The organism is Streptomyces sp. NPDC002520 (genome assembly GCF_053595235.1).
Window position 1 is genome coordinate 13246 of the sequence record NZ_JBSFXG010000002.1, and the last position, 26398, is coordinate 39643.

General features: G+C 68.9%; 29 protein-coding genes. 23 read left to right on the forward strand and 6 right to left on the reverse strand.

The annotated features are described in order from the left end of the window. Window positions 1-20: 20 nt before the first annotated feature. The 11 genes from ACWD5D_RS03150 to ACWD5D_RS03200 all read left to right on the forward strand — a co-directional run bounded on the left by ACWD5D_RS03150 (window position 21) and on the right by ACWD5D_RS03200 (window position 11454). The gene (locus ACWD5D_RS03150; RefSeq protein WP_451371048.1) at window positions 21-4409 is read left to right on the forward strand and encodes a phage tail tape measure protein; all 4389 of its coding nucleotides are present in this window, start codon (window positions 21-23) and stop codon (window positions 4407-4409) included. Next, window positions 4406-5872, forward strand: a complete 1467-nt coding sequence (locus ACWD5D_RS03155; RefSeq protein ID WP_451371049.1) for a hypothetical protein — start codon at window positions 4406-4408, stop codon at window positions 5870-5872. The genes ACWD5D_RS03150 and ACWD5D_RS03155 overlap by 4 nt, the downstream gene beginning before the upstream one ends. A gap of 10 nt (window positions 5873-5882) precedes the next feature. Continuing rightward, the gene (locus tag ACWD5D_RS03160) at window positions 5883-6959 is read left to right on the forward strand and encodes a DUF5047 domain-containing protein (RefSeq protein WP_451371050.1); all 1077 of its coding nucleotides are present in this window, start codon (window positions 5883-5885) and stop codon (window positions 6957-6959) included. Beyond that, window positions 6960-7772, forward strand: a complete 813-nt coding sequence (locus ACWD5D_RS03165) for a hypothetical protein (RefSeq protein WP_451371051.1) — start codon at window positions 6960-6962, stop codon at window positions 7770-7772. Then, the gene (locus ACWD5D_RS03170; RefSeq protein WP_451371052.1) at window positions 7769-8545 is read left to right on the forward strand and encodes a glycine-rich domain-containing protein; all 777 of its coding nucleotides are present in this window, start codon (window positions 7769-7771) and stop codon (window positions 8543-8545) included. Before ACWD5D_RS03165 ends, ACWD5D_RS03170 begins: the two co-directional genes overlap by 4 nt. A 12-nt stretch (window positions 8546-8557) precedes the next feature. Continuing rightward, the gene (locus ACWD5D_RS03175; RefSeq protein ID WP_451371053.1) at window positions 8558-8803 is read left to right on the forward strand and encodes a hypothetical protein; all 246 of its coding nucleotides are present in this window, start codon (window positions 8558-8560) and stop codon (window positions 8801-8803) included. Window positions 8804-8905: 102 nt separating this feature from the next. Then, complete coding sequence (locus ACWD5D_RS03180) at window positions 8906-9766, forward strand: endolysin (RefSeq protein WP_451371054.1); 861 nt, start codon at window positions 8906-8908, stop codon at window positions 9764-9766. A gap of 16 nt (window positions 9767-9782) precedes the next feature. Beyond that, window positions 9783-9968 carry a hypothetical protein gene (locus ACWD5D_RS03185; protein ID WP_451371055.1) on the forward strand — a complete coding sequence of 62 codons (186 nt, stop codon included), beginning with the start codon at window positions 9783-9785 and terminating at the stop codon, window positions 9966-9968. Further along, window positions 9965-10282: a hypothetical protein gene (locus tag ACWD5D_RS03190; protein WP_451371056.1), complete on the forward strand. Its 318-nt coding sequence runs from the start codon at window positions 9965-9967 to the stop codon at window positions 10280-10282. The genes ACWD5D_RS03185 and ACWD5D_RS03190 overlap by 4 nt, the downstream gene beginning before the upstream one ends. 156 nt (window positions 10283-10438) lie before the next feature. Continuing rightward, complete coding sequence (locus tag ACWD5D_RS03195; protein WP_451371057.1) at window positions 10439-10858, forward strand: hypothetical protein; 420 nt, start codon at window positions 10439-10441, stop codon at window positions 10856-10858. 374 nt (window positions 10859-11232) lie between these two features. Continuing rightward, window positions 11233-11454, forward strand: a complete 222-nt coding sequence (locus ACWD5D_RS03200) for a LexA family protein (protein ID WP_451371058.1) — start codon at window positions 11233-11235, stop codon at window positions 11452-11454. 223 nt (window positions 11455-11677) lie between these two features. Here ACWD5D_RS03200 and ACWD5D_RS03205 read toward each other — a convergent pair whose 3' ends face one another. Together ACWD5D_RS03205 and ACWD5D_RS03210 are read right to left on the reverse strand one after the other, a co-directional pair. Further along, entirely contained in the window at window positions 11678-12301 is a 624-nt protein-coding gene (locus ACWD5D_RS03205; RefSeq protein ID WP_451371059.1) for a 2'-5' RNA ligase family protein, read from the reverse strand. A 13-nt stretch (window positions 12302-12314) separates the two neighbouring features. Continuing rightward, entirely contained in the window at window positions 12315-13745 is a 1431-nt protein-coding gene (locus ACWD5D_RS03210; RefSeq protein ID WP_451371060.1) for a helix-turn-helix transcriptional regulator, read from the reverse strand. 367 nt (window positions 13746-14112) lie between these two features. On the opposite strand from ACWD5D_RS03210, the gene ACWD5D_RS03215 reads away from it, so the two are divergent. The 6 genes from ACWD5D_RS03215 to ACWD5D_RS03240 all read left to right on the forward strand — a co-directional run bounded on the left by ACWD5D_RS03215 (window position 14113) and on the right by ACWD5D_RS03240 (window position 17557). Further along, window positions 14113-14331 (forward strand): hypothetical protein, encoded by a 219-nt coding sequence (locus tag ACWD5D_RS03215; protein ID WP_451371061.1) that lies wholly within the window; start codon window positions 14113-14115, stop codon window positions 14329-14331. Then, window positions 14328-14705, forward strand: a complete 378-nt coding sequence (locus tag ACWD5D_RS03220) for a DUF6415 family natural product biosynthesis protein (RefSeq protein WP_451371062.1) — start codon at window positions 14328-14330, stop codon at window positions 14703-14705. Before ACWD5D_RS03215 ends, ACWD5D_RS03220 begins: the two co-directional genes overlap by 4 nt. Then, window positions 14702-14887 carry a hypothetical protein gene (locus ACWD5D_RS03225; protein WP_451371063.1) on the forward strand — a complete coding sequence of 62 codons (186 nt, stop codon included), beginning with the start codon at window positions 14702-14704 and terminating at the stop codon, window positions 14885-14887. Before ACWD5D_RS03220 ends, ACWD5D_RS03225 begins: the two co-directional genes overlap by 4 nt. A gap of 216 nt (window positions 14888-15103) precedes the next feature. Then, the gene (gene tgmA / locus ACWD5D_RS03230; RefSeq protein WP_451371064.1) at window positions 15104-15397 is read left to right on the forward strand and encodes a putative ATP-grasp-modified RiPP; all 294 of its coding nucleotides are present in this window, start codon (window positions 15104-15106) and stop codon (window positions 15395-15397) included. Between the two features lie 7 nt (window positions 15398-15404). Next, entirely contained in the window at window positions 15405-16379 is a 975-nt protein-coding gene (gene tgmB, locus ACWD5D_RS03235) for an ATP-grasp ribosomal peptide maturase (RefSeq protein ID WP_451371065.1), read from the forward strand. Beyond that, entirely contained in the window at window positions 16376-17557 is a 1182-nt protein-coding gene (locus tag ACWD5D_RS03240; protein ID WP_451371066.1) for a methyltransferase domain-containing protein, read from the forward strand. The genes tgmB and ACWD5D_RS03240 overlap by 4 nt, the downstream gene beginning before the upstream one ends. A 66-nt stretch (window positions 17558-17623) precedes the next feature. Here the strand turns inward: ACWD5D_RS03240 and ACWD5D_RS03245 are convergent, their stop codons facing one another. Beyond that, complete coding sequence (locus ACWD5D_RS03245) at window positions 17624-17854, reverse strand: helix-turn-helix domain-containing protein (protein ID WP_451371067.1); 231 nt, start codon at window positions 17852-17854, stop codon at window positions 17624-17626. Between the two features lie 227 nt (window positions 17855-18081). Here ACWD5D_RS03245 and ACWD5D_RS03250 point away from each other — a divergent pair, with 227 nt between their 5' ends. From ACWD5D_RS03250 to ACWD5D_RS03260, 3 genes are all read left to right on the forward strand, one after another. Beyond that, window positions 18082-18546 carry a single-stranded DNA-binding protein gene (locus ACWD5D_RS03250; RefSeq protein ID WP_451371068.1) on the forward strand — a complete coding sequence of 155 codons (465 nt, stop codon included), beginning with the start codon at window positions 18082-18084 and terminating at the stop codon, window positions 18544-18546. A 327-nt stretch (window positions 18547-18873) separates the two neighbouring features. Next, a complete protein-coding gene (locus ACWD5D_RS03255) occupies window positions 18874-20238 on the forward strand; it encodes a Cys-Gln thioester bond-forming surface protein (protein WP_451371069.1) in 1365 nt (454 codons plus the stop codon). A 175-nt stretch (window positions 20239-20413) separates the two neighbouring features. Beyond that, window positions 20414-20764, forward strand: a complete 351-nt coding sequence (locus ACWD5D_RS03260; protein ID WP_451371070.1) for a hypothetical protein — start codon at window positions 20414-20416, stop codon at window positions 20762-20764. Window positions 20765-20815: 51 nt separating this feature from the next. Here ACWD5D_RS03260 and ACWD5D_RS03265 read toward each other — a convergent pair whose 3' ends face one another. The 3 genes from ACWD5D_RS03265 to ACWD5D_RS03275 all read right to left on the reverse strand — a co-directional run bounded on the left by ACWD5D_RS03265 (window position 20816) and on the right by ACWD5D_RS03275 (window position 22948). Next, a complete protein-coding gene (locus ACWD5D_RS03265; RefSeq protein ID WP_451371071.1) occupies window positions 20816-21079 on the reverse strand; it encodes a hypothetical protein in 264 nt (87 codons plus the stop codon). A 60-nt stretch (window positions 21080-21139) separates the two neighbouring features. Next, complete coding sequence (locus ACWD5D_RS03270; protein ID WP_451371072.1) at window positions 21140-22192, reverse strand: zinc-dependent alcohol dehydrogenase family protein; 1053 nt, start codon at window positions 22190-22192, stop codon at window positions 21140-21142. Between the two features lie 96 nt (window positions 22193-22288). Continuing rightward, window positions 22289-22948 carry an NADPH-dependent FMN reductase gene (locus ACWD5D_RS03275; RefSeq protein ID WP_451371073.1) on the reverse strand — a complete coding sequence of 220 codons (660 nt, stop codon included), beginning with the start codon at window positions 22946-22948 and terminating at the stop codon, window positions 22289-22291. Between the two features lie 651 nt (window positions 22949-23599). Between ACWD5D_RS03275 and ettA the strand changes: the two genes are divergently transcribed. Genes ettA through ACWD5D_RS03290 form a run of 3 tightly spaced genes read left to right on the forward strand, consistent with a single transcriptional unit; the run spans window position 23600 to window position 26361 of the window. Continuing rightward, a complete protein-coding gene (gene ettA, locus ACWD5D_RS03280; RefSeq protein ID WP_451371074.1) occupies window positions 23600-25264 on the forward strand; it encodes an energy-dependent translational throttle protein EttA in 1665 nt (554 codons plus the stop codon). A 6-nt stretch (window positions 25265-25270) separates the two neighbouring features. Continuing rightward, a complete protein-coding gene (locus ACWD5D_RS03285) occupies window positions 25271-25684 on the forward strand; it encodes an acyl-CoA thioesterase (RefSeq protein ID WP_451371075.1) in 414 nt (137 codons plus the stop codon). Further along, on the forward strand, window positions 25681-26361 hold the full coding sequence (locus ACWD5D_RS03290; RefSeq protein ID WP_451371076.1) for a hypothetical protein: 681 nt from the start codon (window positions 25681-25683) through the stop codon (window positions 26359-26361). The genes ACWD5D_RS03285 and ACWD5D_RS03290 overlap by 4 nt, the downstream gene beginning before the upstream one ends. Window positions 26362-26398 lie beyond the last annotated feature (37 nt).

Sequence of the window (26398 nt, forward strand, 5' to 3'; positions counted from 1 at the left end):
ACCCGCAGAGGGGAGGCGTCGTGGCGTCCACCGGCATCATCTACACCCTGATCGCACGCGACGCCGCGAGCCGTACTTTCCGGCAGGTCGGGCGTGCGGCAGCTGGCACCGACACGGTCATGGGCAAGCTCGCCAAGACCGCGAAGATCGCGGGCGAGGCGGTGGCGGTCGGCCTCGCGGCTGGTCTGGCCGAGGGCGTGAAGAGCGCGGTCGAGTTCCAGGCGGAAATGACCCGCATCAGCACTCAGGCGGGCGGCACCGCGAAGGACGTCAAGACCCTGTCCGAGCAGGTCCTCAAGTTGGGCACGACCACGCAGCAGGGCCCGCAAGCGCTCGCCGAGTCCCTGTACCACCTCAAGAGCGTGGGCATGGACAACGTGTCCGCGATGCAGGCGCTGAAGGAAGCCTCCGATCTGGCGGCGGTCGGCCACGCCAACCTGGAGGAGACCACCAACGCGCTCGCTGGCGCCTGGCGTACCGGCATCAAGGGCGCCACCTCGTTCCACGAGGCCGTCAGTACGGTGAACGCGATCATCGGTGCGGGCAACATGTCGATGGACCAGTTCAACGCGGCCATCGGCACCGGCATCCTGCCGTCGGCCAAGGAGTTCGGCCTGTCGATGAAGCAGGTCGGCGCCGCACTCGCCCTGATGACAGACGAGGGAATCGACTCCGCCTCCGCGGCCACCCGGCTGCGGATGTCCTTCAGCCTGCTCGGCGCCCCTTCGGGGGCGGCCGAGAAGCAGCTGAAGAAGATCGGGCTCACCGGCTTGCAGCTCGCTGATGCGATGCGCAGCAAGGACGGCCTCATCGGCGCGATCCAGCTCCTGAAGGAGCACCTCGACGCGTCCGGTCTGTCCGCCTCCCAGCAGTCGCAGATCTTGTCCCGCGCGTTCGGCGGCGGCCGGTCCAGTTCCGGCATCCTGCTGATGCTCAACAACCTCGACGTCCTGAAGAAGAAGCAGGACCAGGTCAACAAGAGCACCAGCAAGTTCGACGACGCGGTCAAGATGCAGCGGAAGACCGCCGAGGCTCAGTGGCACCTGCTCACCTCCAACCTGGAGGTCATGGGCGTGCGCGTCGGCACCAAGGTGCTGCCGTACATCACCGACTTCGTGCATTACCTGGCCACGACTGCCATGCCGGCCGCCAGTCGGTTCGGCAAGGCGGTCGGGAAGCTCATCCCCTATGGGGAGATCAAGAAGCGCTTCGAACAGACCAAGCAACTGGTCACGGACTTCTTCGGCGGTCTGAAGGGCCCGAAGCCGGAGAAGCTGCCGACGCCGATGCTGAAGGCGCCGGACGTCGTCACCCTGCCGAAGGCGCCCATGTCCGATGCCGCGAACTTCGGCAAGACGATCCACGACGCGATCGCGGGCGGCTTCAAAGACGTCGACTGGGGTTCTCTGGGCAAGACGCTCGGCGACGGCCTCGGCCAGGCCTTCCAGTGGCTGGTCTCTCACGGCGCCGACCTGTCGAAGAAGCTCGGCGTGGCAATCGGCAGGATCGACTGGGTGAGCGTGGGCAAGACGCTCGGTGTCATCGCCCTGCCACTGTCCATCGGCATCCTGAACAGCCTGCTCGACCCCATGTTCCATAAGGAGTTCTGGGAGAAGCACTGGCTGGACACCATCCTCGCTGTGATCTCTGTCGTGCCGGTCGGCAAGATCGGTGGGGTGGTCACCAAGCTCGGCGCCAAGGTGCCCTGGGGCAAGTTCGGTGAGGCGCTGTCGAAAATTCCCTGGCAGAAGCTGATCCCGTTCTCGGAGAAGCTGGGCGCGGCGATCGGGCCGATCATCCTGCGGGTCACCGAGTTCGTGGCCACGATCGGTCTCAAGATGGGCGAGGCGTTCGCCCGTTACCTCCCGAAAGCTGCCGAGTGGTTCGGTCGCGAGGTGAGCCTGCTGCCCACGCGTCTCGGTGTCATCGCCATCGAGATGGGCCGGAAGGGCGCTGCGTTGGTGCGCGCCCTCGGCAAGGGCCTCCTCGACCACCTCCCCGGCTCCAGCAACAAGTTCATTCGCGCTGCCCTCAAGGCTTTCGGCCGCTTCACCCTCTACCAGATCGGCGTGAACCTGGCGAAGTCGCTGCTGTCCGGCATCAACAACGCCCTGGCCGACGTCGGATCGTGGCTGAAGAAGCATCTCGTCGACCCAGTCGTCGGCTGGGTCAAGTCCGGCTTCGGCATCGCGAGCCCGTCGAAGGTGTTCGCCGGTATCGGCCGAAACCTGGTGGCCGGCCTGAAGGGCGGCATCCTCGGCGCGGCGGCCGGTATCGGCTCCTGGATGTGGAGGCACACCGGCTCTCCCGTCGTGAATGCCTTCAAGGGTGCCGGTGGCTGGCTGAAGTCGAAGGGCGCCGCCCTGGTGTCCGGGCTGAAGTCCGGCGTCTCCGGGGCCATGAAGGGCATCGGCCGCTGGATCAAGGGCACCGTGGTCGACCCTGTCGTGGGCGCGGTGAAGCGGTTCTTCGGGATCAAGTCGCCGTCCCGCGTGTTCATGAGCATCGGCGGCCACCTCGTCAGCGGCCTGATCAAGGGCATGGCGAAGGCCAACGGCACGACGATCGCAAAGAAGATCTTCGGGTCGATGCCGAAGGCCCTGGCGGCCATCGCGAGGAAGGGCCTCGTCTCCATCGCCTCCCTGCCCAGCAAGGCGTTGAAGGCGCTCGGCGGCCTCGGCGGCGACATCCTGGGCCTGCTCGGCTTGGGAGGCGGCGGGGGCGGTTCGTCGGCCAACCAGAAGATCGGTGCCACGCTGGCCGCGCTGCGTGGCTGGGCCGGCCCCCAGTGGACCGCACTGCGGGCTCTGTGGAACGGCGAGTCCGGCTGGAACGAGAAGGCGCTGAACGCTTCATCCGGCGCCTATGGCATCCCGCAGTCGTTGCCGGCGAGCAAGATGGCGTCGGCCGGCTCGGACTGGAAGACGAACCCGGCCACCCAGATCAAGTGGGGCCTGTCGTACATCGCCTCGCGGTACGGCAACCCGGTGAACGCCTACAGCGCGTGGCTGTCCCGGTCCCCGCACTGGTACGCCAAGGGCACTGGTGGCGCTGCCCGCGGCCTCGCATGGGTCGGCGAAAAGGGACCCGAGTTGGTCGACTTCAAGGGCGGCGAGGACGTCTTGTCGCACCCGCAGTCGATGGTGTTCGCCAAGGCCAACGGCATCAAGCTGCCCGGGTACGCGTCGGGCACCATCATGAACGCCGCCGACCGCGTTCACCGCGACAAGCAGCGGGTGGCTGACGCCAAGGACGATCTGGCCCGTGCCAAGTCCAGGCACAAGGGTGTGGCAGCGGCTGAGAAGCGGCTCCAGGCTGCTCAGAAGGAGCTGAAGGCGGCAGAGATCGCGCTGGCCAACGCAAAGCGCTCAGCGAAGACGTCGATCGCCAACACCATCGCCACGGGCCTGCTGAAGACCCTCTCGGCGGGAACGTCGTCGGCGATCGCCTCGGCGATCAAGTCTCTGGCGACGAAGCTCCTGAACGCCGGCTACACCAAGACCGCGAAGTCGGTCCAGAAGAAGGGCGCCCAGCTGGAGAAGCTCGCCGACAAGCGGGCCTCCATCCAGAAGAAGATCGCCGAGGCGAACCAGTACGCTGCCGACCAGGCCGGGAACATCAAGGACTTCCTGTCCATCAGCGGGACGTCCGCGGCCAATGTCGGCGACCTCATCTCCCAGATGGGCAGCCAGCAGAAGACCGCCGGAAGCTTCGTGGCGCTGACCAAGTCGCTGAAGGCGCGCGGCGCGTCCAAGGAACTGCTGGCGCAACTCGCCGAGGCTGGCCCGGGCAGCCAGCTCGCGACGATCCTCGGCCAGAAGAACGTCACCACGCAGGACATCGACAAGCTGAACAAGCTGTCCAAGAGCGGAAACAAGCTGGCCACGTCCTTCGGCCGCGACATGGCCGACCTGATGTACGACAGCGGCAAGGACGCTGGGAAGGGCTTCCTGGCTGGCTTGAAGGGCCAGGAGAAGGAGCTTGGCAAGCAGATGGCCAAGCTGGCCAAGGACTTGGTCGACCAGATCAAGAAGGCCCTGAAGATCAAGAGCCCGTCGGTCGTCATGCGCGACGAGATCGGCAAGAACGTCGTGCTCGGCTGGGTGCAGGGTATGGACGCTCACGGCCACCTCGTCGGCGCTTCCGCGCAGCGCCTGGCCGGCATGGCCACGGGGGTGTCCATGCGACGCCGGTACGTACCGACCGCAGCCAGCGGCCGCAGCGCGCCAGACCAGGAAGAGATCTGGGCGCGGCTCGCCACAGCCCTCGAGGGCGCGGGCTCCGAGGTGCACGTCCACTTCAACGACGACCGCCTCCGCGACCTCATCGAGGTCACAACCAAGCCGAAGATCGCGGCGTCCGGCGCCCGGCAGGCATTCCGGGCCAACGTCGGGAGGCGCATCGGATGACGATCAGCTTCGGGTCGACCGGCGCGCAGTCGAGCCACACGGACACCATCACGCCAGGGATGGTCGGAACGGCGGGCCACCTCGCCATCCTCCAGGTCGTGTCCGGGCACCCGAGTGACTCCGTCCCCAGCACACCATCCGGCTGGACGCTCATCGGCAGCGCCTCCGGCGGCGGCGGAGTCTTCGGGGCCTCGGCCGGGCCGAGGCGGCTGACGTTCTTCGCGCGGGTCCTGGCCGGCGGGGACGCGAGCCCTACGACGGCGATCCCGTCGGGGTCGGCAGGCTCGCTGATCACCGGTCGCATCGTCAGCCTGACGCGCACGGCTGGCACCGGCTGGCGGTGGGCGGTGTCGTTTGGCGACGACCAGGTGTCGGGCACAGCCTTCTCGGTTACCGGTACGACCGCGTTGACGTGGGCCACCGGAGACTTCGCGGTCCTCGGCTATGGCGTCGCCTCGAATGCCGACTCCTACAGCGCCGAGGCCGTCACCGCGGCGGGCGTCACCTTCGGCGTGATCACCGAGCGGGCTGATAACGCAGTCGCGTCCGGCAACGGCGCCACGATGGCGATTGCCACCGGCGCGGTGTCGTCCGGGACGGCCACGGTCACACCGACCGTGACCGCCACACTCGGCACTGCCTCCATCGGCATCGCAGGCGTCGTCCGCGTCCGCGAGGCCAGCTCGGACATCACAGTCGGTCCGCAATCCGCGTTCCCGCCCCGCAACCTCGTGTCTGCGACGGGCCTCACCGGCGACGACATCACCACGGTCACGCTGTACCGGCAGGTCGACACCAACCTCACAGCGGTGCGGGCGGCCAGCAGCGTCGACGTCACCGGACAGTCCAGTCTCCTGCGCGTCGACGCGGAGCAGCCTCTCGGCGTCAGCCTCACCTACGCAGCGGTGCTCACCGACGTCAACGGCAACCAGTGGACGGTGTACTCCGCCCCGATCACGTCCACTGTCGACTCCGACGTCATCTCCGACGCGGTCCGAGGCGTCGGCGCCGCCGTGAAGATCGAATCCCCGCTGGAGTGGAAACGCGACCGCGACGCCTCGCAGTTCAACATCAACGGCCGGATCGTCGTCGTCGGCCGGCCCCGCTCATCCCGATCTACCACCATGACAGTCAGGACCGAATCCGACGCTGCCGGCGACGCACTCAACGACGTCCTGGACAACGCCACCGAGGGCGTCATCCTCGTCCGCAAGCAGGTCAGCCGCAGCCGCCTCGACGGCACCTACGCGCTGCTCTCCGACAGCGAGGCACCCACCTGGTTCGACGACGAGGTCCGCTGGTTCACCCTCGATCTAGTCCAGGGCGACGACTGGCCCGACGTGATGGAAGCGGCCGGGTTCACCCTCGCCGACATCGCCGCGAACTTCGCCACGCTGCAAGACATCAGCACGTTCTTCACGACGAACCTGCTGGCCATCGCCCTCTACGACTTCGGACCCTGACATGCTCGACATGTCCGCCACCGCGCTCGCTGTCGTCCAGGGCAGCTACACCATGGCCATGCGCGCCGAGTCCTGGCTCGACGGGCAGCTCATCGCCGACAACATCCCCATCGTGGACGGCACGGAGAACCGGGACCGCTCCCTCGCGGTACCCGAGCAGATCAGCCTCACCGTTCCCCGGCGCGACGCCGGGTTCGACTGGGACCCGGGCACCGATCCGGCCCACCCGCTCGCCGCCTACGGGCAGATGCTCAGGATCGATTACGGCGTCGACGTCGGCAACGGCTGGGAGTGGATCAACCGCGGCTGGTTCCTCATCACCGAAAGCTCGGCCGACGGTGACACGGTCTCCGTCACCTGCGCCGGCCTGTTGACCCTCATCGACGAGGCGAAACTCGTCGCCCCGTTCCAGCCGTCGAGCAGCGATACCCTCGCCTCCGTTGTGCGCGCGCTCGTCGAGCCCGGCCTGACCGTGCAGTTCGACGGGAGCCTGGTCGACCGGGCGGTCCCGCTGGGCATGCAGTGGGACTCCGACCGTCTCGCCGCGGTCACCGAGGTCCTGGACGCCTGGGGGGCCGCCGAACGCGTCACCGAGGACGGCTACCTCCTGATCGAACCGGTCAGCGACGCAGGCAGCTCCGTCTTGAGCATCACCGACGACCGGGACACCGGCACCGTCGTCCGCTGGCAGGGTGCCACCACCCGCGATGGCGCCTTCAACTGCGTTGTCGCGCAAGGGGAGGACAGCGCCGGCACCCAGATCCAGGGCGTCGTCTACGACGCAGATGGACTCAGCCCGTTCCGGTTCGACGGGCCGTTCAGCCCGCTGCCGATCCCCTACCTGTACCAGTCGTCGCTGCTGACAACGGTCGCCCAGTGCCGGACCGCGGCGGCCGCTCAGCTCAAGCTTCTGCGCCGCCAGGCCTTCCGGAAACTGGGCGTGACGATGATCCCTCACCCGGGGCTGGTTACTGGCGACATCGTGACCGTCACCGGCGCCGACCTGCGGAACGCCCGGTGTGTCATCGAGTCCTTGACGCTGCCTTACTCGCCCGGCGAGCAGAGCCTGACCTTGCGAGTGCTGTAGATGGCGGACTTCGCGAACACACGCGTGTCCCTGGCAGGCATCGGAATGGTCCGCGGCATCGCCCAGACCACGGTGTCGTCCGGGGCATGCCTGGTCAAAGTGGGCGGTATCCAGGTCACGGCGCGAGTCGCGACCAGCCTGGCCATCGCGGTGGGCAACATCGTGCTGCTGGCGCGACTGGGCAGCACCTACTACGTCACGAATGTCGTCCCGGCCGCCCCGACCGTGACGCCAACGCCGCCTCCGCCCCCGGACAGCCCGGGGCCGGACCCGGGCGACACCCCGCCCGCGCCGAAACCGGTCGTGACAACAGGCACCCTCACCTGCGTGCCAACGGCAACCGCCTGCTATCGCGACGGCTCCTGGCGCTCCGACGGCGACCCGACGAATTCGTTCGACCTGTACCAGGGCCGTTACGGCGGCAGCTCGTTCGGACGAAACACGGGAGTCGCCTTCTATGGCAGCAAACCCAGCACGCTGGGTGGCGCGACCTGCACCAAAGCCACTGTGAAGATCAAACGACTGAGTGCGGGCGACTACTCGGCCCGCTCCGCCACCCTGCGGCTCGTCTCCCAGAAGGCCCGCCCCGGCGGTGCACCCACCCTCAACGAGACCACCAGCGGCCCCAGCCTAAAGATCAACGACTCGACGACGTTCACGCTCCCCACCAGCTGGGGTCAAGCCCTCATCGACGGCACCCGAGGCGGCATCGCCATCGCCGTCAGCAGCGACGACCCGTACATCCACCTCGCCGGCCGCGGCAGCTGGTCAGCGGCCTTCACGCTCTCGCTCTCCTGGAGGCGTTCCACGTGAGCCTCACCACGTCCAAGGGCATCGTCTACCCCGAGTCCACCGACCACACCAGGCTGTGGGAGCATCTGGCCGCGCTCGCCACGGGCGCGGACGGCATCATCCCCGGCTCGGTCGATGTGCAGGTGTTCACCAGCTCCGGTACCTGGACCAAGCCCGCCGGCGCGATCTGGGTCGTCGTCGAGGTGCAGGGCGGAGGCGGCGGCAGCGGCGGCTCGGCCACGACGACCAGCAGCCAGTCCGCATGCGCCCCCGGCGGAGGCGGCGGCGAATACGCACGCGGCACATACGCCGCCTCGTCACTGGGCGCAACCGTCGCAGTGACCGTCGGCGCAGGCGGCACGGCGGGCACTACCGGCGCCAACGCAGGCGGCAACGGCGGCACCAGCAGTTTCGGGGCGACCATCACCGCGCTGGGCGGCGGCGGCAGCATTGGCGCCGTCACATCAGCGTCGGGCGTGCTGAGCAGCGCCGGCGGCGACGGCGGCACCGGCGGCACCGGCGGCACCGTGCGCATCCCCGGCGGGGGAGGCGGTGCCGGTGTCGTCATCAGCGGCCTCGCCGTGAAATGCAACCACGGCGGCAATTCATTCCTCGGTCAGGGAGCACGCCCGGCCGGCGCTGCCATCGGTACCGCTTCGGGCATCGCCGGCAGTCAGTACGGCGGCGGCGCGTCTGGCAGCTCCAACGGCCAGGGCGGCGGGTCCGGCAACGCGGCGACCGCCGGCTCGGCTGGTGCCGCGGGCGTTGTCATCGTCACCACCATCAAGGCGTAGAGGGAGAGATTCATGGCCTACGATCCGCCCACCTCATCCACCGAAGAGACGACCTGGACGGTCAGCGCCCGGTTCGGGACTGTCAGTTCCGTCACGGTAGCCGCCCGGATCATCATCGAGGACGTTGCCACTGAGGCCGACGCGGACGCAGCCCTCCAGGACGTCGTCAATGCCCTCTCCACCCGCGGCGGCTACAGCAACGTCACCGGCGTCAAGAGCGCCAGCGCCCGCGAGACCCGGCAGATGCAGCCCTCCTGACTTCCACCCGCCGCCCACTCCTGCCGCGGATCCATGCCTGGTTCAGGGGCTGGGTTTGATGCAGGCGCGGGGACGCGACAACCACGTGAACGGAGCCTGACCATGCCCGACCTTTGGATGCCGGGAGCGTTCCGGCACTCCCTCGGTAACACCGGGGCGATGAACGGCGGCCCGTCTCGGGCTGTCTGGCACATCACCAGCAACGCCACCGACTGGACGTTCGCCCGCGAACTCGGCTGGTTCACCGGCGGCGGCGCCGGAGTGGCTCCGCATCTGCTGTGGGACCCGTTCACCGGGCAGATCGCCCAGTTCTTCCCTGCCGATTCCCGCGCGCTCGCACTGGAGAACGCGGGTGACGTGAAGACGAACCGGACCGGCGCCTACTGCGTGCAGATCGAGACCGTGTTCACCGCGGGCGAGACCGTCAACGGCAAGCGCTACGCCACCGTCCAGGACACCCCGTGCAAGGGTCTCGACCAGATCATGGCCTGGCTGCGGAGCCTCGGCATCCCCGACGTGTGGCCCGGCGGCGCGCCCACCGCGTTCGCCCGTGACACCGTCTCCCTGGACACCTGGCTCCATCGCGGGGGGCACTACGGGCACAACCAGATACCCGGCAACAGCCACGTCGACCCCGGCCCGATGCCGAACCTGTTCACATCCGTCCCGACGCGGCCGCAGGTGTCGCTGGCGCACGTGGTGGCGGCCGCGAAGCGGGATCCGGCCGCACCGCAGGGCCACACCACGTACAAGACGGAAGTCCTCGTCGTGGAGCGGGCGTTGAAGGCGGAGAACCTGCTCGCCGCCGCGTACGTGGACGGCTCGTTCGGCACGCTGACGAAGAGCGCGTACGCCCGCTGGCAGCGCCGCCTCGGCTACGCGGGGACCGCCGCGGACGGCATACCCGGCATGACCAGCCTCAAGAAGCTCGGCGACAAACACGGCTTCGGCGTCGTCGCCTGAATCGGAAGGACAGACCATGAAGATCTCGAAGGTGTGGAAGGCAGTCGCGGGCGGCCTGGCTGCCGGTTCCGCGGCTGCCGCGACGGCGGTGCAGGACGGGACGGTCACGACTGCCGAGGGCATCACCATCGCGCTCGCCGTCCTCGGCGCCTACGCCGTGACGTGGGCCGTGCCGAACCGAGGGTCCACGGACGCATCGTGAGCGGGGCCCCGGACCCGACGACGAATGTCGCTGTTGAGCTGGCGCAGCTACGAGGGGAGATCAACACGGGTCTGGAGTCCATCAAGGGCACGCTCGGCATCCTCGTCGAGCGTACGACGCGGACCGACGCCGACGTCCGCCAGCTGCGCGCCGACATGGAAGGCGAGTTCCAGAAGATCCGCGAGGACGAACTGAAGCCGCTGCGCGCGGAACTGGAGGACCTGAAGCGGGGCCGCTGGCCGCTGGCCCAGATCGGCGCCCTCGTCGGCGCCGGCGCCCTGGCCGCCGCGGTCGTCGCGTTCTTCGTCCACTGATCCGTCTGTAGACCCCACAGATCACCGAGCCCCCGCCGCATTCCTGCGGCGGGGGCGCTTCTCCACGGGGGCGTCATCTTGGCGGCATTGTCAGTGGCGCCCTATACCCTCTGCGCCCCAGGAGCACTTCGCCTCACATCAGAACACGGAGGAACGATGAGCGAGTCGCGCGCAGAGAGTGCCGAACCGGTGGTTGACGGACCCACGGTGGTGGAGCCGATCTACGACTTCTACCTTTTGGCGTTGGTGAAGCTGCTGGAGAATTTGGGGGAAGACAGCAGCCTCAGCATGAGCTTCAACGTGAGCGGCGGCCTCGTCTACGGCCAGCTGGTTTCCCGGGATGTCTGGGAGAAGCTCTGGTTGCGGGAGGTCGGTCAGGCCAACGAGTGGGTTGGCGATGTGTTGTCTCAGGTGGCTTCCATGAAGGGCGAGGATGGAGACGAGGATCGGCCCGTCAGGTTTGTTCACTTGAAGCAGGCCACGTTCGTCAGCGGTTCGACCCGTCAGCGCCTGGGGCTGTGGCGCGCACCTCTGGCCCAGATCGCAGGCTGGTCCAACTCGGTCCCGCAGGAGTAAGCCCCTCGACGCCGCCAGTTCAACTGATATGGCTAGCCCCCGCCGCGTTCCTTGCGGCGGGGGCGCTTCTTCATGCCCTCGGTGCGGCCCCCTCGGTCCCGTTGGCGGACGCCTCGGCCGCGCGGCAGGCCTGGCACACGCGAGACTGGACCGTAGGCGCTGCGTCAGCCCCTGGCACCGTGGGCAGGAGCCGACCTGGTCCGGGGGACAGCCCAGCATGAAGGCGGCCGTCGCGCGGTCCGTGGTGGGGTCGATGCGTCTGGGCGCCTCGTTCATGTGTCCGAATCTACGCGGCCTGCTACTGCCTGGCGCGGCACGGACCTGCCGCCTCGTAGCCTTGCGTAGAAAATCGAACACGCGATCTAATTAAGTGCATGCACCGAGTGGCGTATCTCAGCAAGCGGCAACAGCAGATCGTGGCGTGCATCCGTGAGGCGATCGCCGAACACGGAGAGGGGCCCACGCTGCGCGAGATCGGCGAGCAGGTAGGGCTCGGCAGCATCGGCTCGGTGCACTACCACCTCAGGCAACTGGAGAAGAAGGGCGTCATCGTCCGCGAACGCTGGCAGCCGCGCAGCATCCGGCTCACACGGTGACGCATCGCCGCCCACCTAGGGCGCGGGGATTTTCCGCAGGTCCGGAGTCTTGCGTCTTTCGGCCAGAGTGGCGCATTGGGGTCGCCCCACTGCCTCACCGGAGTCGTCTAGATCCGGCTCTCCCAGGGGCGGTTGGCCGCCCCCTTTTTTTCGCTCCCCCCGGGTGGAAGGGATGGTTCGAGCCCCGGCCGCTCCTGTTCGAGCTGCCGGGGCCCTCGGTTGTTCAGCCCAGCGGCACGGTGGCAAAGGGCTCCCACTCGTACATCTGATGGTCGCGGTGGATCACGATGAGTTCCGCGCTGGTGATGCGGGCGTGCGCCGGAGTGAGGTCGAGCCCGGCAAGGGCCTCCCGGATGGGGGCCGCCGGTCCGTCGCCGGCGCTGTAGGCGACGGAGACGTGCGGCGTGAAGCCGTCAGCGTTCTCAGGGACCTCGTCGAGGACGTCACCGATCGCGCTGCGGATCGCGTTCCGTACCGCGTGGACGGGGCCGTCCGGGTGGACGTGCAGCAGGATGGCCTCCGGGTCCGGGACATGCGGACCGATCTGGAGGTCGAAGGCAGGCACCGCGGCGAGACGGACGTTTGCGGCGTCGACGATGGCGTGGACGTCCTGGTCGTTGACCTCGCCGACGAAGCCGATGCCCTGCATGGTGAGGTGCAACCATCGGTCCGGAATGGGGGTCAGGATGTCGCCGAGGGGCGCGAGCGCGTTGCGGTACTGGGCGGCGAGCTGGTGTACGTCGTCCTGGCCATCGAAGGTCATGTGCCAGGTGTAGAAGCGGCGGCCCACGCTCCAACCGGGCCGCCACCACCAGTGGTTGCGCATTGTGTGAGGCGGAGTACTCATGGCCGGGATCAAATCAGGCGGAGCCCTCGCCTGGCGAGAGTGCAAGCTGGCGCGGAGCAGAGTTCACGCAGAACTCTTCGATGGCCGCGCGCAGGCCGATCGCGGCGACGCCGGTGCGCCAGGGTCGCCGGCCGATCTCTGCGGAGAGTTCACTGAGCCGGTGGGCGACCGGGGCCAGGCGGTGGTCGGGGGGAAGGGCCAGCACGGGTGTCAGTGCTTCGAGGGCTCCTTCGGCCTCACCACTGGACAGGTGTGCGGCGGCCTGGCTGATGTGGATCTGGGCTTCCGTGCCGTAGGCCCTGACTCGCTGCCTCGACAGGAGGTACAGGGCATCCTCTGCGGCTCGTAGGGCGTCGGCGGGCTGTCCGACGCGGAGCTGGACCGCGGCGGCGTAGTTCTGCTGGCGTGCGGGTTCGCAGGCGAAGATGCCGCCAACCTCGTCTTCGCCCTGCGTGGTGCTTCGGGCATCCTCCGCACGGGCCAGTGCAGCGAGCGCTTCGGACCCGGCTCCGAGTTCCGACCAGGCGTCGGCCTCCTGGCACGCCAGTAGAACGGCGACGGAGCCGGAGGTGCGGTAGGTGGCCCCGCGCCGGGCGAAGGTGATGGCCTCACGCAGCCGTCCGTCCCAGAACGCAACCTTGGACCGTGTCGACAGCACCCAGGCGCGCAGGTCGTTGTGGCCGGAGAGTTCGGCGCACAGCCACGCCGTACGCCCCTGGGTTTCGGCGTCCCGGAGCTGGCCGAGGTCTGAGGACATCCAGGCGAGCAGGCCACAAAGGTAGCCGGCGGAGACGTAGAGGTCCGCGGACTGGCGCGGGTACTGGTGGCCTTCGAGCAGGGTGAACACGCGGTCGCGCAGCGCTCGGGTGCGCAGGAAGAGGCCGACCGGGTCGGAGATGAGGTAGTCGGAGGCCAGGGCGTGGGTCTCGGCCATCAGCTGTTCGAGCGCGATGTCCCCAACGTTGCTGGCCTCGGCCCACATTGCCCAGGTGGCAGACTCATCTGCGGCGAGGTGTACGAGATCTGGGCCGGTCGGCTCCAGCTCCTGGGCTGGCGGCGGCGTGATGGCCGGGGGCGAAGGCTCGGTGCGGGGCTGCTCTGCGTGGCCGGTCAGCATACGCAGGTCGGCGTCTGGCAGGCTGCGCCGGTCTTCCAGGTCGAGAAGGTCGGTGACGCGGCACCCGAAGGCGTCGGCCATGGCGAGCAGCACCGGCAAGCTTGGCCGTCGTGTGGACGGTGTGGGCCACTTCTCCCACTTGCCGACGAGCGACGCGTCCGCTGCGACTGCTCCGCCCGGCCGCTGGAGGCTGGCACGGGTGATGCGGTCGGCTGTCTCCTGAAGAGTCCAGCCGTGGGCGTGCCGCCAGGCCTCACGCGGGCGCATCCGGTAGCGCGTGCGCATCTCGATGGAGATGTCCGCGACGGTGCAGCCCGTAGCTGTCATGTCGTGTCGGAGGGCATCGCGGTCGGCTTTCGAGCCAGGCTTCATAGGGGCGTTCATCAGCATGCTCCCTGCACCGTGTGCTTGATGAGTTCACGGTAGCGGCGCTGTCGCCCGCCTGAGTGACCGTCAGCCGTAAATGGCCCCACATGCCGCCCAACTACCCGTCCAAAGAACGGCTATTTGGCTGGTCAGCGCGCGCGTTGAGTGTCCAGAAAAGTTGGGCACGTCTGCTCGTGACGCCAACTGCGTTCCTTGGAACCGTAGAAGAGCACCGGAAACAACACCTTCCCGGGACACATGGACCCCCGCGACCGTGCGACCGATCCGGGGGCATGGCCAACGCTCGAAACCTGCGAGGAGCGTCGACATGACGAACGGTACCGCTCATCCCGAGCCCAAGAAACGAGCGCACGGGATGACGATGCGGGTCTACACAGTGGACCGCTACGGCACGATCACCCGGGACCGAGGCACGGTCACCGTCGCGTTCGGGAATCAGCCGCTGCCGCAGCTGCCGATGATGAGCACCGCCTACCCGCCGTGCGAGTGCGGGCGCTGTCGGGCCGGACAGGCGGTGACCCGGTGAACACCACGGTCGAGACAAGCAACGCGACCCTGCCCCTGGACATCGACACGATGCGTGAGACCGCGGCCAAGCTGCTGGGGCCGGACGACGGGTCCGAAGCGCTTCCCCCGGTCCCTCAGGAGTTGGACACTTTCACCTCGATGCTGCGCGGCCACCTGGAGCTGCTGATCCCCGAGGTCGAGGCGAAGGCCGGGCGGCAGCCGAAGGACAGCGTTTCCCGGCACTGCGCGTTCGCCTGCGTCGGTGAGGCGACCAGGAAGCTGCGAGTCGGGGACGGCGACACGCCAGCCGTCCGCGTAGCCGTGGCCCGAAAGCTCGCCCGCTCCGTCAACGCCCTCTGCGACCACTACGAGAAGCTCGGCGGTGGCGCGTGAGCGCAGCGAGCGACACCGAGAACCTGTCCGCCGAATGCGCCGTTGCGCGCCGGCCCGACTACAGCTGCCTGCACAGGCAGTGCCAGCAGCTCAAGGACATCCCGCTGCCGCACTCCAGCGGCATCCTGCTCTCGCGCCGCTGCGGCTGCTCGTGCCACCGGCAGCCTCCGACCGCCTCATGAAGGCGATCGCTGGCCTGCTCGTGTACGTGGCGGCCGTGACCGGCCCCGCCCTCGCCCTGGTGCTCGCGAGGAAACCGCACTGACGCACCCCCATGGCGGCCGCTCCGGGTCAGGGCCGCACCCCAAGAACGCCCGTCCCGTCGGTGTCCCGCAAGACGCCGGCGGGGCGGGTCACGTCCGACAGACCACCGCAACCGAGTCAAGGAGAGACAAGCTGTGACCGTTGCAGACTTGCGGGAGGCCTTCCCGCTGGCACCCGAAGGCGGGCGCATCCCGCACAGCACGGAGCCGCCGACGGGCCCCGAGTCCCGTCCCTGGATCCTTCGCTTCGTCCGCACCCCCGACGCCTCACAGGCGGTCGTCCTGCCGCTCGCCGTGTATGACGAGGAGTTGCAGATGTCCGTCGGCCTGTACGAGGGCCCGCTGCCGTACATGCAGACGCACACTCCGACCATCCCGGACGGCAGCACGACCAACCCGCCGCCGCTCGACGAGGGCACGAAGGACTGATGCCGTGATGCCCGCCGTTCTCGTGATCGCGGCCCGCGACGACTGGCCAACCGACCGGGTCGTCAAGGCGCTCACCGACGGCGGCGCGGAGGTGTTCCGTATGGACACCGCTGAGTTCCCGATGGACCTGACCCTCGCCGGGCGCATCGATGCCCGGCGAGGCTGGTCCGGAGGCCTCGCCACTCCGCTCCGCGCGGTCGACATCGCCGACATCACCGCCGTCTACTACCGCGCGCCGAACGCCTTCGCGCTGCCCCCCACCATGTCGGAGCCCGAGCGTCGGTTCGCCGCCGCGCAGGCTCGGTCCGGCCTGGGCGGCATCATCACCGCGCTCGATTGCCGATGGGTCTCCCACCCGGCCGCCATGTCCCGCGCCGAGTACAAGCCCCTCCAGCTCGCCACCGCGCGCGCCTGCGGTCTCGCCATCCCGCCTACCCTCATCACCAACGGTGCTGACGCCGTCCGCACGTTCGTCGGCGACATCGCCAACCTCGGCGGCCAGGTCATCTGCAAGCCGGTCGCCAGCCCTGTCCTGATCGAGGACGACCAGCTCAAGACCGTCTACACCCGCCTGCTCACCGAGGACGACCTCGACGACCTGCGCGGCATCGAGACCACCGCCCACCTGTTCCAGGCCTGGATCCCGAAGGCCTACGAGGTGCGGCTCACGGTCGTCGGGCACCGGCTCCTGGCCGCAGAGATCCACGCGGAAAGCGACGCGTCGGTCATCGACTGGCGCAGCGACTACGCGTCCCTCACCTACGAGGTCACCCAAGTACCTGACGATGTCGCGGCCGGGGTGCGACGCTACATGGACCGGCTCGATCTGCGCTTCGCCGCCATGGACTTCATCGTCGGCCCGCACGGCAGATGGACGTTCCTGGAGGCGAACCCCTGCGGGCAATGGGACTGGATCGAACACGCCACCGGCCTGCCCATCGCCCAGGCCATCGCCGACGAACTCGAAGGAGTTGCTCCATGAGCGTTCCCGCCCACGGCACGGCTCGCCCGTACATGGCCGCACTCGCCGAGGAACTCAGCGAGGCCGGCGCGATCCGCACCCGGCCGTGGGCCGAAGCGTTCGCCACCGTCCCGCGCCACGTGTTCGTCCCGGAGTGGTACGAGCAGGAGACCAACGACCGTGGCATCACCGTCTGGCGGCGGCGTTGCACCGCAGACGAGGGAGCCCTCGCGGCCGTCTACCGGGACGTGACCCTCGTGACGGGCCTGGACCCGGCGACGGCCGAGCAGGTCGACGCAGGCGCCTGGGCCGGCATCCCGACGTCGTCGAGCACGCTGCCCAGCCTCATGGCCGGGATGCTCGAAGACCTGGGCGTCCAGGACGGGCACCGGGTCCTGGAAATCGGCACTGGCACCGGCTACAACACCGCCCTGCTGTGTGCGCGCCTCGGCGACGAGCGCGTGCACTCCGTGGATGTCGACGAGGGCCTGGTCGACGCCGCGCAACAGCGTCTCAGGGGCGCCGGGTACGTGCCTCACCTCATGGCGGGAGATGGAACACAGGGGTACCCGAGCAGCCGGCCCTTCGACCGGATCATCGCCACCTGCTCCGTGCCGTCCATCCCCGCCGCGTGGATCGACCAGCTGCGCCCCGGCGGCCTCCTGCTGACCGACGTGGCACTCGGGATCGAAGGCGGTCTGGTGCGGCTCTCCCACAGTGCCGACGGCCAGACCCGCGGCTTCTTCACCACCACGACGGGCCGCTTCATGCCCGCCCGCAGCGAGGCCCGCACCTACCCAGCCGTGGAACGCCCGGCGCGGCCGCCGGCGACCGGGGCCCGGCCGACGGGGCTCATGGCCGCGGAGATTCGCAGCAACTACCCGCTGCGTCTCGTGCTTGCGTTCCACCTGCCCGGTACGGAAGTCGTGTACTACGTCGACGACAACACGGGGGAGACGTCGTTTCAGCTCCAGCGTGACGACGGCTCATGGGCCCGCGTCCCGCTCGCCGGCGACAACCAGGGCATGGTGACCTTCGGCGGCGACGAGGGGCTGTGGAAGCAGGCCGAGGAAGCCTGGGTGTGGTGGAACGCGGCCGGTCGCCCGGCACAGGACAGGTTCGGCTACGCGCGGGAGCCTGACGGCCGCGCCTACGTCTGGCACCTGCCCGACGGATCACGCTGGAACCTCACCCGCTGATTCCCCTGACCGGCCCCGCTCGTCTGCATCCCCCGTAGCAGATGGGCGGGGTCTTCCCGTGCCTGGTCAGCGGGTGAGTTCGGACACGGGCGTGCCGAGAATCGCGGCGATCCTCAGGAGATCGCTGTAGCGGGCGTCTGCCTCGCCGGATTCGATGCGTTGGAGATGGCTGCGGCTCAGGCTGGTGGCCTCGCAGAGGCTCTCCTGGGTGTGGTGGGCGGCGGCTCGCAAGTCGGCGATGCGTTCGCCCAGCTCGCGACGTCGCTGCATGATCCAGTCCGAGTTGTCGCGAGGCACTCGACAAAAGTGGAGGGCACGTGTTCACATGTCAGCATCAGGTCAGAGGCTTTTTCTGATGGTACGTCAGACTGTCTCGCTGGCACGATCCCCCGCCCTGCCCGAGGACCGCAAGCCTCGGACAGGGCGGGATATTTTTTTCGCCCTGCCCTGACCGTAGGCGCTCGAATGGGCGATTTTTCGTTACCCATACCTAAGACGTAACCGTGGTCTGTGTGGTGGGCAACGTGGCGACGCGGCCGGTGTACCTGGAGACGGCGGCGGGTCCGGCGGCCCGGTTCCGGCTGGCGGTGACCGCGCGCTACTGGGACCGGGAGAAGAACCTCTGGAAGGACGGGCACACCAACTTCTTCACGGTGTGGGCCAACCGCCAACTCGCCACCAATGTCGTGGCGTCGGTGGACGTGGGTCAGCCGGTCGTCGTCCAGGGCCGGCTGAAGGTGCGCTCGGAGGTGCGCGAGGGGCAGCAGCAGGGTTGGGCGTCGGCCGACATCGACGCGATGGCGATCGGTCACGATCTGTCACGCGGTACCGCGGCCTTCGTCCGCTCGGCCAGGCCCGATTCGGCAGGGGCGGCGGGCCGTCCGGAGCCCGCCTGGGAGACACCGCGGCCCGCGGACCCTCCGGGCACCGAACCGGGCCAACAACGCCCCCCGGCCCAACAGCCCCCGGAACCAGCAGCAGTGACGTGACGTCAGAGCGCCTGTGCGCTGCACCTGCGGCGCCCGCACCGGCACCGAGCCGCGGTCCGACGGAGATCACGGCCCGAACGACCCGTTCGGATCCGTGGATTTGTCGATGAGCAAAGCTCACGCGCCGTGCTCGCGATAACGATTGCGGATCGGATCCGCCCTGTGACGATCCGACCGGCAAGTGGGGGTCCCGTTGATCCATAGGATGCCGGGCGTGCCCTTCTTGGGCTGCCGATTCTGCTGGTGGGACCCTCCCCCACGTCCAACGGGTCCTGCGCGAAGGGGAATTCTGTGCTTGTTGCGTTCTCTGGGTTCACCCGGTCCGTCATGGCCGCCCGCGCCGGCGCCGTGGTCCTGGCCTCCGGCCTGGCGGCGGCGGGTGTGCTGTCCTGCGCCGGTACGGCCCTGGCCGACGGGACCCCGCAGACCCAGGGCGGGGCGACGGCCACGATCAACGGCCTCAAGGTCTACGGCCAGGCCGTGATCCACGAGGACGGCGCCGATCTGCCGGTGTCGGCAGGCCTGTTCGAGATGTCCGTGGACGGCGGCGGCACCCTGCAGACGTACTGCGTCGACCTCCACAACCCGACCCAGCGCGACGCGCGGTACCAGGAGACCGCCTGGAGCGGCACCTCGCTGGGCGGCAACGAGAACGCCGGCCGGATCAGCTGGATCCTGCGGAACTCCTACCCCCAGGTCAACGACCTCGCCGAGCTCGCACGGCGGGCGGGTGCGAGCGGCCTGACCGAGCAGGACGCGGCGGCCGGCACCCAGGTGGCCATCTGGCGCTACTCGGACGGCGCGAAGGCCGACGCCGTCGACCCGCAGGCCGAGAAGCTCGCCGACTACCTGGAGAAGAGCGCCCGGAACATCGCCGAGCCGCGGGCCTCGCTGACCCTGGACCCGCCCGCGGTCTCCGGCCGCCCCGGTGACCTGCTGGGACCGGTGACCGTGCACACCAACGCGCGCAGTGTGACGGTGACCCCGCCTGCGGACGCGGTCACCAGTGGGGTGCGGATCATCGACAAGACCGGCAAGGTGATGACCTCGGCGAAGGACGGCAGCCGGCTGTACTTCGACATCCCCGAGGACGCGCCGGACGGCGCGGCCCAGCTGACCGTGCAGGCCTCCACCACCGTGCCGGTGGGGCGTGCCTTCGCCTCCGACTCCCGCAGCCAGACCCAGATCCTGGCCGGCTCCAGCGAGTCCACGGTCTCCGCGACCGCGAGCGCCGGCTGGGTGGCCAAGGGCGCGATACCGGCCGTCTCCGCCCGGACGGACTGCGCGAAGGGCGGGGTGGACGTCACCGCGTTCAACAAGGGTGACCAGCCCTACACCTTCGAGCTGATGGGCGCCGAGCACACGGTCCCCGCCGGGGCCACCCGCACGGTCACGGTCCCGCTGGAGGAGGATCGACCCTACGACTTCACGATCAGCGGCCCGAACGGTTTCAGCCGCCGCTTCGCCGGCGTCCTCGACTGCAAGACCCAGGGACCCGTCACCACGAAGACCACCCAGGCCCTCGGCGAACCCACACCCCTCACGACGCCCGCCGCCGGCGACACCGACCTCGCCGCCACCGGCGGCTCCGCGATCACCCCGCTGATCGCGGGAGTGGCCATCGGCTTCGTGGTGATCGGTGGCGCGGTCCTGGTCATCCTCCGCAACCGGGAGATTCGCCAGGGCGAGTGACCTCCACCGCGGCCCGCTCACCGCGCGCGGCCCGGCCCCCGGCCGGGTCTGCGCTCCTGTAGGTCAGTCGATCTGGCGATTCGCCAACTACCCTATGCAAGTTGGTGAGTTGGGTAGGATCCCTGCCCTGCCGCAGGCGATCGGCTTGTCGGACCGACACTCCAGGAGTGCATGTATGCCACGCGACTTCTATGCGACGGTGGCGCAGGTGTTGCCGGTGCTGCTGCTGGCGCTGGTGTTCGAGTCCCGGCATCTGGAGCGCATACGCCAGGAGCAGCGCCGGTTACGCAGTGAGGACCCGACGAACGGCGTGCGCTTCTGGAGCAAGAGCCGGGTGCGCGTCTTCACGCTGTCCGTCGCGGTCATCGTGCTGGGTGACGTGGGACTGTGCGTACTGATGCTGGCCGGCGGCGTCCCCGACAGCGTGGCGCTGCGTGTGGTCGTGTCCGCCGGATTGATCTTGGCGCTCGCGACCCTCTTGTTCCGGATCTCGGTCGACGTCCTGGACGCCACCCGCGAGCCGTAGACGCACGGCGGGTCCGACCGACGGCGACCGGCCTCGAGGCGTCGCCCCTGCTCACTGCCCCGCTTGCTGCTTCGCAGGCGTTCGCGTCTTCTGGTAGGCCATGGCCTCCGCGCCGAAGCCGGCCGCCACGAACATGACCGACAGCCACAGGAGCGACGTACTCCGCCACTCCGAACTGCCGAACAGCGCCGCCACACCGAGGGACGGCAGAAAGACCGCGACCGCGCTCCACCACCGGCCCTTACGGGCTTGGACGATTGCGGAGGCCGACGCGAGCACGAGGAGCAGCACCGCGACCGTCACCAGTATCCACACAGCGGCAGTCTGCCGTGTCCTTGCCTCAGCCGGAAGACGCCTCTCCACACCGGCCGCGCACTACGGTCCCTCGAAGACGAAGAGCGGTTTGGCGCCATGAGCGGGGGTTTCGGCGAACGAGATGGCTTCGGTGAAGCGTTCGAGCGGGAACGGCCGGCCCTCGGGGATGCTCAGCACCTCATCGGCGACGAGGCTGCGAACCTCGGACAGCGCGCGCAGCGCATCCGTGGGTGAGGCGGTGCCGAACCAGCGGTTCAGCCAGAAGCCACGGACCACTTTGGTCTCGTAGATGACCGAGCGCGCCGACAGCGGAATGGTCAGCGCCGCCGGGTCGGTCTGCCGGTGGGTGGAGAGCGCGCCGTAGACCACGACCTCTCCTCCCGGAGCCAATGCCTGGGACACCTGGGCGCCCACGCGGCCCGCGACACAGTCGACGGCCTTGCGCACGCCGGCCGGTCCTGCGATCTCGGCCACACGCTGCACCAGGTCCTCGTCCTCGGTGCAGATGACCTCGTCGCCGCCAAGCGCCTTGATCTCCCCGACGGCGTCGCGCCGCCGCACCACGTTGATCGTGCGCATACCCAGATGTCCGGCCAACTGGATGACGAGCCGGCCGACAGTGGAGCCCGCCGCCGTCTGCAACAGCCATTCCCCCGGTTGTGCGTCGAGTTCGCGAGTGACCAGGAGCAGCGCGGTCAACGGGTTGACGGCGAGTTGACAGGCGCTGGAGTCGCTCAGACGGTCGGGGACCGGCAGAAGCCTGTGTGTATCGGCAACAAGGTATTCCTGCCAGGTGCCGGCCACCCGCGGCCCGGGTACGGCCGGGACGGCAACGGCCACCACACGCTCGCCGACCTGCAGTCCCTCGGTGTCCGGACCCAGGGCCTCGACACGGCCCACACATTCCATGTGCCCGCCGACAGTGGGAAACTCGGGGGAGAAACCGTAGCGACCACGCAACACGTGCAGATCGCTGGCGTGAATCGGAGTCGCCTTCACGCGGATCAGCGCCTGGCCGGCTTCCGGTGTGGGAACAGGCCGGGATTCCAGCCGCAGGACGTCGTTCGGCTCGCCGAGCTCTCCGGCTACGAGCGCGCGCATGGATTGCGGCATGAGTGACCTTTCGTCTCTCGGCAGCCGGCGACACGCGTCCGGTCGGCCGGCCGCCCCGGCGTCAGTCGCCCGATGGGAACGTGCTGCGTCCCGGCGTCACTTCTCGGCCCGCTGGGTGATGGCCGCCTCGGTACGGTCCCCCAGGAACTCGTACCAACGGCGTTCGAGGCAGACGTAGCGCACGTCCGCTTCGACGAGGCTGAGGAAACCCGACACCGTCTCGGTGAGACGTTGCTGCAGCCCCGGGTCGGTCAGCGTTCCGTCTTCGGCGAAGGCCTCGTAGCTGTTGGCCACGCTGAACATGTCCGGGTAGACGCGGGTGCCCAGGTGTTCCAGGGGAACCCTCAGGGCCCACAACCCGCGGTTGCCGCCGATCAGCGACGGCGAGGCGGAGACGAGCAGCGCGTGCTTGGTCTTGAACGGCTGCGGCCGGACACGCGAGACCCAGTCGATCGCGTTCTTCAGCACTCCCGGTACGGAGGCGTTGTACTCCGGCGAAGAAATGACGAAGGCGTCGCTCTGCTCGAGCCGGTCGCGCAGGGCGAGGGCGCCGTCCGGCAGCCCTTCGCCTGCCTCCATGTCGCCGTCGTACAGGGGCATGTCGAAGTCACGCATGCCGGCGAGGTCGACGGTGGCACCGGTGTCGGAGATGAGCCGGGCCACGAGGGAGGCGAGGCGGGCATTGGCCGAATCGGCTCGCAGCGCCGCGCCGAAGACCAGGAATCGCAGCGGGCCGGGAAGCGCGTCCGTGGGCATGGTCCGTCCTTCCGTCGCGGGCAAGCGCCTCCAAGAGGGCGCCCCACTGCCAGTGTGGTTCCCCGACGGACGCCGCGCGACAGGGCCGAGAACCGGCAGGCCCGAGTACCGACAGGGCCGAGGACGGTCGGCGCCGGCAGGTCGTCTCCTCGCCGTCGACGAAGCCCGGCCGTCGACGAAGCCCGGCCGTCGACGAAGCCCGGCCGTCGGTCAGGTCCCGGACGAGTCTCCGGGCTGCCCCCCCCGGACGACAGGGCGGGGAGGAGGTCGAGGCGGTGGGCGGTGCGGCGAGGCATGCGCGCGCCTGACCGGCCGGCGCACCCGCCGTCGTGGCCGGCTGCCGGCGGCTGAGGTGGGTGCGGCCCGCGTCGCAGGCGTCGGCCGTCGATCAAGTAGATCAAGTAGATCAAGGGGGCGGGTCCGTGTGATCGGTTCTGTGCCGTCCCTGGCCGCCTCTGGTCGCCCCTGGGACGTACAAGGCGCCCGAGGCCGCCCGACGGCGGCCGGCTGTGACAGGAGAGCCCCAGCCGACACCGACGAAAGCCCAGGTCAGCGCTCCTCACGGCCGCTGGTTTCCATCCAGGGGTGGCCGTCAGGCAAGATGGGGTGTATCTGCCCACTGCCAGATTTCAAGCTGCCGGACGGTTTCTCTTGGCTGAGTACATCTACACCATGCGCAAGGCGCGCAAAGCGCACGGCGACAAGGTGATCCTCGACGACGTCACCCTGAGCTTCCTTCCGGGGGCGAAGATCGGTGTCGTCGGGCCGAACGGCGCGGGTAAGTCGACCGTCCTGCAGATCATGGCGGGGCTGCAGCAGCCGTCCAACGGTGACGCGTTCCTGGCGCCCGGCTACAGCGTCGGCATCCTGATGCAGGAGCCCAAGCTGAATGAGGAGAAGACCGTCCTGGAGAACGTCCAGGAGGGTGTCGCCGAGATCAAGGGCAAGCTCGACCGGTTCAACGAGATCGCCGAGCTGATGGCGACCGACTACTCCGACGCGCTGCTCGACGAGATGGGCAAGCTGCAGGAGGAGCTGGACCACGCCAACGCGTGGGACCTGGACGCCCAGCTCGAGCAGGCCATGGACGCCCTGGGCTGCCCGCCCGGGGACTGGCCGGTCGTCAACCTCTCCGGTGGTGAGAAGCGCCGCGTCGCGCTCTGCAAACTGCTGTTGGAGCAGCCCGACCTGCTGCTCCTCGACGAGCCCACCAACCACCTCGACGCCGAGTCGGTGAACTGGCTGGAGCAGCACCTGGCCAAGTACCCGGGCACCGTCGTGGCCATCACCCACGACCGGTACTTCCTCGACAACGTCGCCGAGTGGATCCTCGAGCTGGACCGCGGCCGCGCGTACCCGTACGAGGGCAACTACTCCACCTACCTGGAGACCAAGGCGACCCGCCTCAAGGTCGAGGGCCAGAAGGACGCCAAGCGGCAGAAGCGGCTCAAGGAAGAGCTGGAGTGGGTCCGCTCCAACGCCAAGGGGCGCCAGGCCAAGTCCAAGGCCCGTCTCGCGCGGTACGAGGAGATGGCCGCCGAGGCGGACAAGATGCGGAAGCTGGACTTCGAGGAGATCCAGATCCCGCCGGGCCCGCGCCTGGGCAGCATCGTCGTCGAGGTCGACAAGCTGGGCAAGGCCTTCGGTGAGAAGGTCCTGGTCGACGGCCTGAGCTTCACGCTGCCGCGCAACGGCATCGTCGGCGTCATCGGCCCGAACGGCGCCGGCAAGACCACGCTGTTCAAGATGATCCAGGGCCTGGAGACCCCGGACTCCGGCGACATCAAGGTCGGCGAGACCGTCAAGATCTCCTACGTCGACCAGACCCGCGCCAACCTCGACCCGAAGAAGACGCTGTGGGAGGTCGTGTCCGACGGGCTCGACTACATCAACGTCGGCCAGGTCGAGATGCCGAGCCGGGCGTACGTGTCCGCCTTCGGTTTCAAGGGCCCGGACCAGCAGAAGCCGACCGGTGTCCTCTCCGGTGGTGAGCGCAACCGCCTCAACCTGGCGCTGACCCTCAAGCAGGGCGGCAACCTGCTGCTCCTCGACGAGCCCACCAACGACCTCGACGTCGAGACCCTCTCCAGCCTGGAGAACGCGCTGCTGGAGTTCCCCGGCTGCGCCGTCGTCGTCTCCCACGACCGCTGGTTCCTCGACCGCGTCGCCACCCACATCCTCGCCTACGAGGGCGAGTCCAAGTGGTTCTGGTTCGAGGGCAACTTCGAGTCGTACGAGAAGAACAAGATCGAGCGGCTCGGCCCGGACGCGGCGCGTCCGCACCGTGCCACCTACAAGAAGCTGACCCGGGGCTGATCGGTCTTGCGTCACGTCTACCGTTGCCCCCTGCGCTGGTCCGACATGGACGCGTACGGCCATGTCAACAACGCGGTCTTCGTCCGTTACCTGGAGGAAGCCCGCATCGACTTCCTGTTCCGCCCGGAAAAGGATTTCAAGCAGGGGTCCGTGGTGGCACGCCACGAGATCGACTACAAGCGTCAGCTCGTCCACCGGCACCATCCGGTGGACATCGAGCTGTGGATCACCCAGATCAGGGCCGCGTCCTTCACCATCACCTACGAGGTGAAGGACGACGACCTGGTCTACGTACGGGCCTCGACGGTCGTCGTACCGTTCGACTTCGAGACCCAGCGGCCGCGCCGGATCACCCAGGAGGAGCGGGAGTTCCTCGAGGAGTACACGGACGCGGCCGACGAGGAGGCCGTCGCCGCATGACGGTGCTGCACCTGGCCGACGAGACGGAGGCGGCCGACCTCGCCGCCTTCCTCTCCCGGCTGCTCCACTACGACCGTGGAGCCGCGGTGCGCCTTCAGGCGGCCGGGACCGCGCTCGCCGTCTTCGGGCGGCCGCCGTCCTTCGAGGTGCTCGCGGTCCGCGCGGTGCGGCTCGCCAAGCCGTACGAGAACGGTCTGGACGTCACCCTCGACGTGACCGTCTCCGCGGGAGAGTTCCTGGAGTCCGTGGACGAGCGGGCGGCCACCGCCGCCGTACCGGCCGCGGTCACCGGACCCCCGTGGGCCGGACTGCTGCCGCCGCGCGGCGGCTGGCAGCCGGAGCCGGGACTGCCGGCACCGGAGGCGCTGCGGACCACCGTCGCCCGGTCGGTCGCCGAATTCCGGTCCCGCAGCGAGGAGTTGGCACCGCAGCTGCGCACCCGCGCGGAACTGGACCGGATAGGGCGGGACATCTGGTCCCGGGAGATCGGCGAGACCCGGCTCCCGGTACGGGCCGTGCACGCGGCCCAGTCCCTCGGCTTCCTGCGGCCGGGAACTCCCGCGCGGGACACCGCGCTGTTCTCGTCGGGGGCGTGGCTGAGGCTACGGACTCCGTACGGCTCCGTGGCCGTCCGGCGGGCGGGGCTCGGGACGCTCGGCGTCAGCGTGCGTGGATGAGCCGACGCCCTGAGGTGTCGACGCCCTGAGGTGCCGA

What these genes read in the sequence shown, in the direction of transcription:
- ACWD5D_RS03155 (WP_451371049.1), top strand. Translation starts at nt 4,406, where the DNA reads ATGACGATCAGCTTCGGGTCGACCGGCGCGCAGTCGAGCCACACGGAC.
- ACWD5D_RS03160 (WP_451371050.1), top strand. Translation starts at nt 5,883, where the DNA reads ATGTCCGCCACCGCGCTCGCTGTCGTCCAGGGCAGCTACACCATGGCC.
- ACWD5D_RS03165 (WP_451371051.1), top strand. Translation starts at nt 6,960, where the DNA reads ATGGCGGACTTCGCGAACACACGCGTGTCCCTGGCAGGCATCGGAATG.
- ACWD5D_RS03175 (WP_451371053.1), top strand. Translation starts at nt 8,558, where the DNA reads ATGGCCTACGATCCGCCCACCTCATCCACCGAAGAGACGACCTGGACG.
- ACWD5D_RS03180 (WP_451371054.1), top strand. Translation starts at nt 8,906, where the DNA reads ATGCCCGACCTTTGGATGCCGGGAGCGTTCCGGCACTCCCTCGGTAAC.
- ACWD5D_RS03185 (WP_451371055.1), top strand. Translation starts at nt 9,783, where the DNA reads ATGAAGATCTCGAAGGTGTGGAAGGCAGTCGCGGGCGGCCTGGCTGCC.
- ACWD5D_RS03195 (WP_451371057.1), top strand. Translation starts at nt 10,439, where the DNA reads ATGAGCGAGTCGCGCGCAGAGAGTGCCGAACCGGTGGTTGACGGACCC.
- ACWD5D_RS03200 (WP_451371058.1), top strand. Translation starts at nt 11,233, where the DNA reads ATGCACCGAGTGGCGTATCTCAGCAAGCGGCAACAGCAGATCGTGGCG.
- ACWD5D_RS03205 (WP_451371059.1), bottom strand. Translation starts at nt 12,301, where the DNA reads ATGAGTACTCCGCCTCACACAATGCGCAACCACTGGTGGTGGCGGCCC.
- ACWD5D_RS03210 (WP_451371060.1), bottom strand. Translation starts at nt 13,745, where the DNA reads ATGACAGCTACGGGCTGCACCGTCGCGGACATCTCCATCGAGATGCGC.
- ACWD5D_RS03215 (WP_451371061.1), top strand. Translation starts at nt 14,113, where the DNA reads ATGACGAACGGTACCGCTCATCCCGAGCCCAAGAAACGAGCGCACGGG.
- tgmB (WP_451371065.1), top strand. Translation starts at nt 15,405, where the DNA reads ATGCCCGCCGTTCTCGTGATCGCGGCCCGCGACGACTGGCCAACCGAC.
- ACWD5D_RS03240 (WP_451371066.1), top strand. Translation starts at nt 16,376, where the DNA reads ATGAGCGTTCCCGCCCACGGCACGGCTCGCCCGTACATGGCCGCACTC.
- ACWD5D_RS03255 (WP_451371069.1), top strand. Translation starts at nt 18,874, where the DNA reads ATGGCCGCCCGCGCCGGCGCCGTGGTCCTGGCCTCCGGCCTGGCGGCG.
- ACWD5D_RS03260 (WP_451371070.1), top strand. Translation starts at nt 20,414, where the DNA reads ATGCCACGCGACTTCTATGCGACGGTGGCGCAGGTGTTGCCGGTGCTG.
- ACWD5D_RS03270 (WP_451371072.1), bottom strand. Translation starts at nt 22,192, where the DNA reads ATGCCGCAATCCATGCGCGCGCTCGTAGCCGGAGAGCTCGGCGAGCCG.
- ACWD5D_RS03275 (WP_451371073.1), bottom strand. Translation starts at nt 22,948, where the DNA reads ATGCCCACGGACGCGCTTCCCGGCCCGCTGCGATTCCTGGTCTTCGGC.
- ACWD5D_RS03290 (WP_451371076.1), top strand. Translation starts at nt 25,681, where the DNA reads ATGACGGTGCTGCACCTGGCCGACGAGACGGAGGCGGCCGACCTCGCC.